This is a genomic window from Blautia sp. ZXY-1-B12, assembly GCF_056339915.1.
On the sequence record NZ_JBWJVP010000025.1, the window covers coordinates 2501 to 14023 of the forward strand.

The 11523-nt window shown below is 41.4% G+C and carries 10 protein-coding genes (1 of these 10 running past the window's edge); all 10 read right to left on the reverse strand.

The window, feature by feature from the left end; all coding sequences use genetic code 11:
* Window positions 1-483 carry the 5' portion of a lysophospholipid acyltransferase family protein gene (locus AC075L_RS01785; RefSeq protein ID WP_008707970.1) on the reverse strand. Its footprint begins 231 nt before the window's first position, so only the first 483 of its 714 coding nucleotides appear in the window; the start codon lies at window positions 481-483; its stop codon lies beyond the left edge, outside the window.
* An 18-nt stretch (window positions 484-501) separates the two neighbouring features.
* A complete protein-coding gene (locus tag AC075L_RS01790) occupies window positions 502-1059 on the reverse strand; it encodes a hypothetical protein (RefSeq protein ID WP_118593308.1) in 558 nt (185 codons plus the stop codon).
* A 2-nt stretch (window positions 1060-1061) separates the two neighbouring features.
* The gene (gyrA, locus tag AC075L_RS01795) at window positions 1062-3635 is read right to left on the reverse strand and encodes a DNA gyrase subunit A (RefSeq protein WP_022380443.1); all 2574 of its coding nucleotides are present in this window, start codon (window positions 3633-3635) and stop codon (window positions 1062-1064) included.
* Between the two features lie 19 nt (window positions 3636-3654).
* Window positions 3655-5580 carry a DNA topoisomerase (ATP-hydrolyzing) subunit B gene (gene gyrB, locus AC075L_RS01800; protein WP_118331274.1) on the reverse strand — a complete coding sequence of 642 codons (1926 nt, stop codon included), beginning with the start codon at window positions 5578-5580 and terminating at the stop codon, window positions 3655-3657.
* A gap of 197 nt (window positions 5581-5777) precedes the next feature.
* On the reverse strand, window positions 5778-6629 hold the full coding sequence (gene rsmI, locus AC075L_RS01805; RefSeq protein WP_008707974.1) for a 16S rRNA (cytidine(1402)-2'-O)-methyltransferase: 852 nt from the start codon (window positions 6627-6629) through the stop codon (window positions 5778-5780).
* A 40-nt stretch (window positions 6630-6669) separates the two neighbouring features.
* Window positions 6670-7410 carry a tRNA1(Val) (adenine(37)-N6)-methyltransferase gene (locus tag AC075L_RS01810; protein WP_025578485.1) on the reverse strand — a complete coding sequence of 247 codons (741 nt, stop codon included), beginning with the start codon at window positions 7408-7410 and terminating at the stop codon, window positions 6670-6672.
* Window positions 7403-8302: a PSP1 domain-containing protein gene (locus tag AC075L_RS01815; protein ID WP_025578483.1), complete on the reverse strand. Its 900-nt coding sequence runs from the start codon at window positions 8300-8302 to the stop codon at window positions 7403-7405. The genes AC075L_RS01810 and AC075L_RS01815 overlap by 8 nt, the downstream gene beginning before the upstream one ends.
* Window position 8303: 1 nt before the next feature.
* Window positions 8304-9293, reverse strand: coding sequence for a DNA polymerase III subunit delta' (gene holB, locus AC075L_RS01820; RefSeq protein ID WP_008707979.1), 990 nt, complete (start codon window positions 9291-9293; stop codon window positions 8304-8306).
* A 52-nt stretch (window positions 9294-9345) separates the two neighbouring features.
* Window positions 9346-9933: a nucleoside/nucleotide kinase family protein gene (locus tag AC075L_RS01825; protein ID WP_055200613.1), complete on the reverse strand. Its 588-nt coding sequence runs from the start codon at window positions 9931-9933 to the stop codon at window positions 9346-9348.
* A gap of 10 nt (window positions 9934-9943) precedes the next feature.
* Window positions 9944-11410: an aminotransferase class I/II-fold pyridoxal phosphate-dependent enzyme gene (locus tag AC075L_RS01830; protein ID WP_476387076.1), complete on the reverse strand. Its 1467-nt coding sequence runs from the start codon at window positions 11408-11410 to the stop codon at window positions 9944-9946.
* Between the last annotated feature and the right edge of the window lie 113 nt (window positions 11411-11523).

Sequence of the window (11523 nt, forward strand, 5' to 3'; positions counted from 1 at the left end):
TTCCTGCGGATGATTGCCGTCTTTGCTTCTGGTTCCCTCGGCAAAAATCAGATAGTTTCTTCCTGCCTTTACTTCTTTGATAACATTAATGATTACCTGCATAGATTGTTTGACATCATCACGGTCAATCATAAACGCTTTCATGCATGCAAATACCTGCTTCAGAAATGGTACGTTTGTCAGCTCTTTTTTTGCCACTACCGAGAAAGGTACCGGACACACCTGTATGATTGCAAGTACATCAAATAATCCCTGATGATTGGGAAAGAAAATAAACCCATTTTCTTTTGGAATATTTTCCATACCATGACCGTCAATTACCAGATTACCGCCTTTCACTGCTCTGTTATCTACATATTTAAGAAGCTGATATCTCTGTTCTTCACTGTAACGTTCTGCATGCGATGCATACCAGCATAACTTAAACCATCCATATGGAACAAAAAAGAGATTTCTAAATACCATCAGTAATATTCTTTTCATTTTTTTGCCCTCGATATATTACACTCCTGCTTTTTCCGAAATTTTGTCTTCATATCCCGGATTTTTCTTGATAAATGTTTCATATGCTTTGGTATACGTCTTGTAAGCATCTGTCTTCATAAATTGGGCATATGCTGTAGCCGCCTGAGTTTTCATATCATCTGTGATCTGTGATGGTGCCATGATATAATAAGTTTTATCCTGTTTACCAACCATATAAGTTTCAACACATGGATATTCCTGATCATCCTCCAGGATCAGATTGTAGGTTATGTATACATAACTGTACTTGTCATTTTCAGAAAGGATCTCACAATCCTGAACAGATACTTTCTTAGGATTATGTGCCGCAAAATATTTGAGTGTTGCTGTAATCTCTGTCTGAAGATCTGCTTCTGTATTATCTGCCTGGTTATAGCACTCCTTCACTTTCTTTTCTTTCCCGTCAGTATAGGACTGAATCAATTCCTCTGTTACTTTTTCCGGTGATTTATGACTCACTCCCCCGCATCCTGCCACACAGAGTGTCAGTAATACCAACACTCCGGCTGCAAGATATCTGTACCATTTCTTCATGGTTATTCCTCTTCCCCTCTGTTCTCATCCTGTGTCTCCTGATCTGTCGGCTGATCAGATTCTTCTGTTTCTGCACTGTCCGTAATTTCCACTGCTGCCTGCTGTGCATTTGTATCTTTTTCTTCTTTATCTCTCACTTTAGCTACACTGGCTACAGTGACACCCTCTGTAAGATTGATCAGTTTTACACCCGATGTAATTCTTCCAAGAATGGAAATATCAGCGCAGGCGATTCTGATGATAATACCTTCCGTAGTGATCAGCATTACTTCATTATCTTCATTTACAGCTCTTGCTCCGATTACATCACCGGTTTTCTCGGTAATCTTATAACATTTTACACCTTTACCGCCACGATTCTGACAGGTAAATTCGCCCATAGAAGTACGTTTACCCATACCATTTGCAGAAACTATCAGCAGACAATCTCCCTGAGAATTCAGCTGCATTGCTACCACTTCGTCTCCATCATCGATATTCATACCGCGTACGCCCATAGAAGTTCTGCCTGTACTTCTTACATCTGTTTCTTTAAAACGGATACACATACCATCTTTTGTAACAAGTATTATATCCTTCTTATCATCTGTAAGCTTAACCTCGATCAGTTCATCATCATCACGCAATGTGATAGCTGCCAGTCCGTTTTTACGCACATTCGCATATTCTTTAATCGGTGTTTTCTTTACCAGGCCATTCTTCGTAGCCATCATCAGATAATGACCATCTTCAAATTTGCGGAGCGGGATTACTGCAGTGATGCATTCCCCCGGCATAAGCTGTAACAGATTAATAATCGCAGTTCCTCTTGCAGTACGTCCTGCCTCCGGAATCTCATATGCCTTCAGACGATATACCCTTCCTGTATTTGTAAAGAACATCAGATAATGATGGGTAGTTGTCATCAGAAGTTCTTCAATGTAGTCATCCTCAAGAGTCTGCATTCCCTTGATTCCTCTTCCACCTCTGTTCTGGCTTCTGAAATTATCTACTGTCATTCTCTTAATATATCCAAGTTTGGTCATTGTGATCACTGTATTCTCTCTCGGAATCAGATCCTCTGTAGAAATATCGTATACATCATATCCGATAGAAGTCTTTCTGTCGTCTCCGTATTTCTCTGCAATTGCAAGAATTTCTTCCCGAATCACGCGAAGAAGAAGACTTCTGTCCGCAAGGATAGCCTCGTATTTACGGATTTTTTCCATTAAATCAGCATACTCTGCTTCCAGCTTCTCTCTTTCCAGACCTGTCAGAGCACGCAGACGCATATCTACGATTGCCTGTGCCTGAACATCTGTCAGTTCAAAGCGATCCATTAACTCCTGTTTTGCGATCTGCACATTCTGCGAAGCTCTGATAATACGGATCACCTCATCAATATTGTCCAGTGCTTTTAACAGACCTTCTAAAATGTGAGCTCGCTCTCTTGCTTTATTCAGGTCATATTTCGTTCTTCTGGTCACTACATCTTCCTGATGAGCCAGATAATATTCCAGCATCTGTTTCAGGTTTAATACCTTCGGTTCCAGACTTCCGTTATTCGGAATAAGTGAAAGCATATTTACGCCAAAAGTATCCTGTAACTGCGTATGCTTATACAGTAAATTCAAAACTACATTTGCATTTGCATCCTTGCGCAGATCAATACAGATTCTCATTCCCTCACGACTGGAATGGTCATTCAGGTCTGTGATTCCGTCAATCTTTTTATCTCTTACAAGTTCTGCAATCTTTGAGATCAGACGCGCTTTATTTACCAGATACGGAAGCTCTGTGACAATAATTCTGGACTTTCCGTTTGGAAGAGTCTCAATATTTGTCACTGCACGTACACGAATCTTACCGCGACCTGTTCTGTATGCTTCTTCAATCCCTCTTCTTCCAAGAATCGTCGCACCAGTAGGAAAATCAGGACCTTTTACAATATCCAGAATCTCTTCCATAGTCGTTTCGCGTTGTTCTTCAATGATATTGTCTATAATCTTGACAACAGCATCCACAACCTCTCTCAGATTATGAGGAGGGATATTGGTAGCCATACCTACTGCAATACCTGAAGTTCCGTTCACCAGAAGATTCGGATAACGGGACGGCAGTACAACCGGCTCTCTCTCTGTTTCATCAAAGTTTGGCTGGAAGTCAACAGTATCTTTGTTGATATCTGCCAGCATTTCCATGGAAATCTTACTCAGACGTGCCTCAGTGTATCGCATGGCCGCTGCCCCGTCACCATCTACGGAACCAAAGTTTCCATGTCCGTCTACCAGCGGATATCTGGTAGACCATTCCTGTGCCATATTTACAAGTGCTCCATAAATAGAACTGTCACCATGTGGATGATATTTACCCATTGTATCACCGACAATACGCGCACATTTACGATGCGGTTTGTCAGGACCATTATTCAGTTCTATCATGGAATACAATACACGTCGCTGAACCGGTTTCAGACCATCTCTTACATCAGGCAGTGCTCTGGAAGCGATAACGCTCATGGCATAGTCAATATAAGAGTCCTTCATGGTCTTTTCCAGATCCACCTCGTGGACTTTGTCAAAAATATTATCTTCCATTTATCTATTCTCCCTATTATCAGATATCCAGATTCTTTACAAATCTTGCATTCTCTTCAATAAATTCACGTCTCGGCTCTACCTTGTCACCCATCAGTGTAGTAAATGTAAGGTCAATCTCAGAAGTCGCAGCCTCATCCATGGTAACCTTAAGCAGGATTCGTTTCTCAGGATCCATTGTCGTCTCCCAAAGCTGGTCTGCATCCATCTCTCCAAGACCTTTATAACGCTGGATCTTGTTATTTCCGTCACGTCCGATTTCTGTCAGAATCTGATTCAGTTCATCATCGTCGTATGCATACCATACTTTCTTGTTCTTCTCCACCTTGTATAATGGCGGCTGTGCAAGATACACATATCCCTGTTTGATAAGCTCAGGCATAAAACGATACAGGAAAGTCAGCAGAAGGGTTGCTATGTGCGCACCATCGACATCGGCATCAGTCATAATAATAATCTTATGATAACGAAGTTTACTGATATCAAAATCTTCATGAATTCCTGTTCCGAAAGCTGTGATCATAGCTTTGATCTCTGCATTTGCATAAATCTTATCCAGACGTGCTTTCTCTACATTCAGGATCTTACCTCTCAGTGGAAGGATAGCCTGTGTTACACGATTTCTGGCTGTTTTTGCAGAGCCACCGGCGGAATCTCCCTCTACAATGTAGATTTCACAGTTCTCAGGATTCTTATCTGAACAGTCTGCAAGCTTTCCAGGAAGTGACATATTATCAAGTGCTGATTTTCTTCTGGTCAGATCACGAGCCTTACGTGCAGCCTCACGTGCTCTCTGTGCAAGAACTGATTTCTCTACTGTAGTTTTCGCTACTGTTGGATTCTGCTCAAGGAAAATCTCAAGCTGCTTGCTCACCACGCTGTCAACAGCCCCTCTTGCTTCACTGTTTCCAAGCTTCTGTTTTGTCTGACCTTCAAACTGGGGATTCTCAATCTTAACACTGACGATTGCAGTCAGACCTTCGCGGATATCATCGCCACTCAAATTGGGTTCACTGTCTTTAAGCAGCTTGTTCTTTCTGGCATAATCATTGAACGTCTTTGTCAGGGCATTTCTGAAACCTACAATATGAGTACCACCCTCAGGTGTATTAATATTATTTACAAATCCATAGCAGTTCTCTGTATAAGAGTCATTGTGCTGCATGGCAACCTCTACAGACACACCGTTCTGCTGTCCTTCGCAGTAAATGATTTCCGGGTAAAGCGCTTCCTTGCTTCTGTTCAGGTAGCTTACAAATTCACGGATACCACCTTCATAATGGAAAATTTTCTCTCTTTCCATTCCTTCTCTGGTATCTTTAAGAGAAATCTTCAATCCCTTTGTCAGGAATGCCATCTCTCTCAAACGCTGTTTCAGAATGTCATAATCATATACTGTTTCCTCAAATATTTCTTTATCCGGAAGGAAGACAACTGTTGTTCCGGTCTTATCCGGCTGGCAGTCTCCCACAACCTTCAGAGGATACATAGTTTTACCGCGTTCATATCTCTGCTGATAAATCTTACCTTCATGATAGATCCTTACTTCAAGCCATGTGGAAAGTGCATTTACTACAGACGCACCTACTCCGTGAAGACCACCGGATACCTTGTACCCTCCGCCTCCAAATTTACCGCCGGCATGAAGAATGGTAAATACTACTTCTACAGCAGGAATCCCTGCTTTATGATTGATTCCTACCGGAATACCACGTCCGTTATCTACAACTGTGATAGAGTTGTCCGGATTAATAACTACCTGAATCTCTGTACAAAATCCTGCCAGTGCTTCATCAACCGCGTTATCTACAATCTCATAAACCAGATGATGAAGACCTCTGCCGGATGTACTTCCGATATACATACCTGGTCTCTTTCGTACGGCTTCCAAACCTTCCAGAATCTGGATTTGATCCGCTCCGTATTCTGTATTTTCTCCGCCCATTTCTTTCCTCCTGTTATATATACTTATCACCAGAATATATCTGAAAACCCCTGCGTGAAAATTATAGACAGGTTTTCAAATATATTCTGGTATCTGGACATAATAATACAAATTTATTATAGCACAAAAGCCCGTTCCTTGCCACAGCCTGAATAAAAAAGAATCCCCGAAAACGGGAATTCTTCTGTATGTTAATCTTATTCTTCGGTTTTATTGATAAGGTACTGATAGACATCTCTCTTCGTCATTCCTCTGTCATTTGCTACCATTTTCATAGCTTCTTTTCTTGAATGTCCCTGATTTTCATAGATTTCCATGTGTTCTTCTATGGTAATTTTTTCCCAGGATGCCTTCTGTTCCTCTTCCATCTCCTGTCTGCTTCTGCCTTCAATCACAAGCACACACTCTCCAAGCGGCTTCTCTGTCTGATAATAGAGGATCAGCTCCTCGATAGTCGTATGGAATGCAGTCTCATGTCTTTTCGTCAGTTCCCTGCAAAGAGTCATTCTGCGATTTCCGAGAGTTTCCTTCAATTCCTCCAGAGTTCTTACCAGTCTGTGAGGAGCCTCATAGAGAATGATAGTTCTCGTTTCATTCTTCAGTTCTTCCAGAATCAGTTTTCTTTCTTTTTTATCTGCCGGAAGAAATGCTTCAAAAGCGAATCTTCTGGTTGGAAGTCCGGACAGAGTCAGGGCAGTGATACAGGCAGCAGGTCCCGGAAGAGAAGTTACTTCAATCCCCGCTTCATAACACATTGCCGCAAGCTCCTCTCCCGGATCTGAGATTCCCGGAGTTCCCGCATCTGTGATCAGTGCAATATTCTGCCCTTCCTGCATTTTACTGATCAGAACATATGCCTTATCGATTTTGTTGTACTCATGATAACTGGTCATAGGTGTTTTTATATCAAAATGGTTCAGCAGTTTAATACTGTTTCTGGTATCCTCTGCTGCAATAAGATCCACTTCTTTCAATGTTCGAAGTACCCGGAGTGTAATATCCTCCAGATTTCCTATGGGTGTTGCACATAAATACAATTTACCACTCATAATTTGTTTCCTCTCATATTACTTTGCAAATAAAATTCGGTTAAATCATATCATAAATCTTCAGTATATTTTCTGTATAGACTCCCGGCTCTTTATATACGATCAGAGGAGGTTCCACTGTAACTCTGGAATTTCCTCCCTTTAATGCCTCGATCAGAACCATGTTTGGTTCTCTGTCTATGTATGGATATACAAGCTGCATCTTTTTCGGTTCCAGACGATACTTTGTGAGAACATTCATAATCTCAGCCAGTCTGAACGGTCTGTGGACCATATAAAATCTTCCACGTTCTTTCAGAACCTTTGATGCCTGGCTCACCACATCCTCCAGATTACAGAGTACTTCATGTCTGGCAATTGCTTTTGGCATATCCGGATTGCGAAGCCCATGCTGTCCGATCATATAAGGCGGATTACTTGTCACTACATCAAAAGAAGCTGCCCCAAAAATATCAGCAGCCTCCTTAATATCACCCCGTACGATCTCAACATCGTCCTCCAGATGATTATATCTGACACTGCGTCCGGCCATATCTGCACACTCTTTCTGAATCTCAAGACCTGTAAAGTGTTTCCCATTTGTTTTGGTTTTAAGCAGGATCGGGATAATTCCCGTTCCTGTTCCCAGATCCAGAGCAGTCTCACCCTTTTTTACTTTTGCAAAGCCGGAAAGAAGAACTGCATCCATCCCAAAACAGAATTTATCCGGATCCTGTATCACATAATATCCGTTCTGAAGATCATCTATACGTTCATTATCTTTTACCAGCTGATCAGTCATTTAATTTGGAATCTCCTTTTTTATCTTCCAGATTTCCAAGTTCTTTTAATTCTTTTTCAGAGACTTTGACTTTCTTCTTTCTCGGTCTGAATTTCAGGTCATCTACCGGAAATTCCTGAATTTCTTTCTCGTCATTGATCTCTACAATTACCTTTACACGTTGACGAAGCACGTTTACACTGTGTACAGTTCCGGTAAGCCCATCCGGAGTTGTAACTGTATCTCCCAGTCCCGGAAGCTTTTTATTCAGCTCTTCATATGTTTCCTGCTCGTTCTTCAGGCAGCACATCAGTCTTCCGCACACACCGGAAATCTTTGTCTGGTTAAGGGAGAGATTCTGCTCTTTTGCCATCTTTATGGATACCGGTGCAAACTCAGACAGATATGTGTGGCAGCACAGACATCTTCCGCAGATACCGATTCCTCCCAGAATCTTTGTCTCATCGCGAACACCAATCTGACGAAGTTCGATGCGCGTTTTAAAAATTGCTGCCAGATCTTTTACCAATTGGCGAAAATCAATTCTGCCGTCAGCAGTGAAATAAAACAGCACTTTATTATTATCAAATGTATACTCTGCATCTATCAGTTTCATTTCCAGACCATGTTCACGAATCTTCTTCTGACAGATTTTAAATGCCTCTCTCTCTCTGACTCTGTTCTGTGCCTCTCTCTCGTCGTCCTCCTTTGTTGCCACACGAAGAACTTCTTTGAGAGGGTGAACAACATCTTCCTCACCTACTTCTCTTGGTGCAAGTACGACTTTCCCGTATTCAATTCCCCGGGCTGTCTCCACGATCACGTGATCGCCTGTTTTAATTTCATAATCTTTAGGACTGAAATAATAAATCTTGCCTACATTACGAAATCTCACGCCTACTACTTTTGTCATTCTATTTCTCCCTGATCGTCAGGAACAGCAATTCAAATGCCAGATCAAAATTAACATTTGCTTTCAGACGTACCTTTGTCTTCTGAATAGAATCCAGAATGTTCTCCAGATTCTCGTAGGAACGCTGCTTTGCCTGTTCTCTGATAAAATTAATTTCCTGTTTAAATACCAGATTGTCAATCTCCTGTGTTGCCTTAAACATCAGGACATCTCTGAACCAGAACTGGAAAATATCCAGATAATCGTTGATATTCTGTTTGTCCTCAGAAAGACTCTTAATCGCATCTGACAGTTCATAAACTTCCATGGTGTTTGCATATTTAAGAATCCTCAGTGCATTCTGAGTCATCTCTGCAAACTCCTGAGAAGTAGCTGCTTCTTTTGCCCTTCCAATACTGCCCTGTGCAAAGGATGCGTCAATCTCCGCCTGGTAATCCGGAACATGAAGATGCTCCATCAGATATTTCTTTACAAGACCGTCATCCACTACCTTCAGATCAAGACGAACACATCTTGACTGAATAGTCGGCAGCAGTCCCCCGATATTATTAGTCAGCAAAAGAATCACTGCATATTCCGGCGGCTCTTCAATTGTTTTAAGAAGAGCATTCTGTGCCTGTGGTGTCATAAGATCTGCATCTGCAATAATATAAATCTTGTAAGGACTGTAATATGGTCTGATATCTATATCATTGATCACCTGATCCCTGATCTCGTCAATTGTGATCGTTCCAGGTTTCTCATGACTGACCATAATAATGTCCGGATGATTCTTACCCATCGCCTTTTTGCAGGAGTCGCATTTCTGGCAGGGTTCTGTACCTCCGGCCTCACACTGAAGTGTTGACGCAAAAGTCCCTGCGAGGAGCTTTTTACCAGAACCTGGTTCGCCGGTAAAAATATAAGAATGCGATATTTTTCCTGATTCTATTGCATTTTTTAAATGTCCGATAATCTCTTCGTGTCCGATAATATTGTTAAATCCCATCATAAGAATCACCTCACCAGTCCGTTTTGTAAGATATTATACCATAAAAGAAGAACTATTGCACAGACTTTATATAATTTGCGATTTCTTTCACACAGTCATCAAGATTTATATTCTGAAAACGTTTCTCTATCCCTGCGTTCAGAATATTTTCCTCTGAAAAATCCGACTGATCTGCAATAAATCTTCTGCACATTTCCTCATATCTTGGATTTTCCTGTTCTCTCTCTCTATTAAGAGCACGACTCAGTCTTTCTCCATCTTCTACCTGGACATAAACAGGACAGACTGCATCTTCCCCATAGTATTTACGCATCTTTTTAAATGACTCCAGAGTACCGATTCCCAGATAATCGGAATCTGCAAGGTTCACCTGACCATCATCTGCAGTGAAATAAGTCCATATCCCATAAACCGTATGATATGCTCTCTCCTCGATAAGATTTCCGTTTTTTCTGAATTCTTCCAGTTTTCCGTCATCTACAAAATAATAATTTTTTCCATCCTGCTCTCCTACCCTGATTGGGCGGGTTGTATACAGAATAAGTGTTTTCAGATTCAATTCTTTATGTGCGGCCAGAAGTGAATAGATTCTGTCTTTTCCGGATGCACTCTTTCCCATGATGTAAAAAATCTTTCCCATATCTGTTATGTTATTCCTTTGCCGGACTGTATTCTTCCTGTCCAATTTCATTTCGGGCAGCTACGCAGATTGTTTCAGCAGATGTATCACTGAGTCCCTGTACTTCCAGCCCCTGTTCCATGTATCTTCTCACATTTCTTACAAATTGTCCAGTTATCTGCTCTCCCGGCACAATAATCGGAATTCCGGGCGGATACAGATAAGCAAACTCTGCACTGACTTTGCCAACACTTTCTTTCAGAGAATATCGCCTTTGCTGCGCATCCACTGCCTGAGAAATTGTCATAAGCTGTGTCATTCTCGCATGAGAAGTATGATACTGCGATTCCTCCGACTCATCTGTTTGCTGTATCTCTGCATCAATCTCTTCAATTGCAGTACACAGTCTCTCAAATCCCTCTTCTGTATCTCCCACTGCTGCAATTCCAAGAACATATTTCTCAGCCGCCATTTCCATTTCAATATGATATCTGTCACGAAGTATCTGATGGAGAAGGTGTCCGTTAACAGAAGTTCCGACTGTGGAGAACAACAGCTTGGATTTGTCAAAATCATAGATTCCACTGCCTTCGATCATAGAACCTTCGATCAGTTTTATTTTTTCACACTTTGAAAGACGCTGTCTGGCCTTCTCCAGATTGAAGGTAAATTCACGAAACATTTGCTGTCCGTCTTTTCTCAGTTTATCCATACATGCATCCATACTCGCCATCAGAATATACGACGGACTGCTGGTCTGGTAAATCCCCATAAATCTCTTTATCTTTTCCACATCTGCCATATCACTGCATATATGAAGCACCGCCGTCTGAGTCATAGATGGCAGCGTTTTATGGAAACTCTGTATTACAATGTCAGCTCCCAGATCAGCAGCAGACACCGGAAAATATTTAGAATAATGAAGATGTGCACCATGTGCTTCATCCACAATAAGAGGAATCTTATGTCTGTGTACAACTTCTGCAATTGTCTTTATATCAGACACAACGCCGTCATATGTAGGCGAAGTAAGCAGAAAAGCCTGCACATCCGTATTTTCTTCCAGATATCTTTCCACACGTTCAGGGGAAATTCCTCCGTTTATCCCCAGTCTCTGATCTTCATGTGGATAAATATAGACCGGCTGAAGCTCACGTAAATACAATGCATGGTAAACAGCCTTGTGACAGTTCCTCGCGACAAGTATCTTCCCACCTTTATTTACACTTGCACTGACTGCTGCCAGAAGAGCCGCCGTACTTCCATTTACACTGAAGAAACATTTCTTTGTCCCATAAATCTGAGCTGCATATTCCTGTGCTTCTTTCAAAATTCCTTCCGCATGATGAAGATTGTCAAATCCTGAAATCTCTGTAATATCTCTCTCAAAAAGAAAATCATCTGCTGAAGATGCCCGGTTTCTCTTATGCCCCGGCATGTGAAACGGATAATAGTCAGACTGCCCATAGCTTTCTAATTTTTTATATAATCTTTCCATTTTTTTCCTTTTTATACTATTGTGCCAACAAGTTGATTTCTCGAACAATCTTGCGTTCCAAATTTCCCACTGATTATTGCCTTTTCGTGCCTGAAATATGGAACTTCCCTGAT

Bases quoted from the DNA above. Each gene is read 5' to 3' on its own strand.
- AC075L_RS01790 (WP_118593308.1), bottom strand. From the start codon at position 1,059: ATGAAGAAATGGTACAGATATCTTGCAGCCGGAGTGTTGGTATTACTG.
- gyrA (WP_022380443.1), bottom strand. From the start codon at position 3,635: ATGGAAGATAATATTTTTGACAAAGTCCACGAGGTGGATCTGGAAAAG.
- gyrB (WP_118331274.1), bottom strand. From the start codon at position 5,580: ATGGGCGGAGAAAATACAGAATACGGAGCGGATCAAATCCAGATTCTG.
- rsmI (WP_008707974.1), bottom strand. From the start codon at position 6,629: ATGAGTGGTAAATTGTATTTATGTGCAACACCCATAGGAAATCTGGAG.
- AC075L_RS01810 (WP_025578485.1), bottom strand. From the start codon at position 7,410: ATGACTGATCAGCTGGTAAAAGATAATGAACGTATAGATGATCTTCAG.
- AC075L_RS01815 (WP_025578483.1), bottom strand. From the start codon at position 8,302: ATGACAAAAGTAGTAGGCGTGAGATTTCGTAATGTAGGCAAGATTTAT.
- holB (WP_008707979.1), bottom strand. From the start codon at position 9,293: ATGATGGGATTTAACAATATTATCGGACACGAAGAGATTATCGGACAT.
- AC075L_RS01825 (WP_055200613.1), bottom strand. From the start codon at position 9,933: ATGGGAAAGATTTTTTACATCATGGGAAAGAGTGCATCCGGAAAAGAC.
- AC075L_RS01830 (WP_476387076.1), bottom strand. From the start codon at position 11,410: ATGGAAAGATTATATAAAAAATTAGAAAGCTATGGGCAGTCTGACTAT.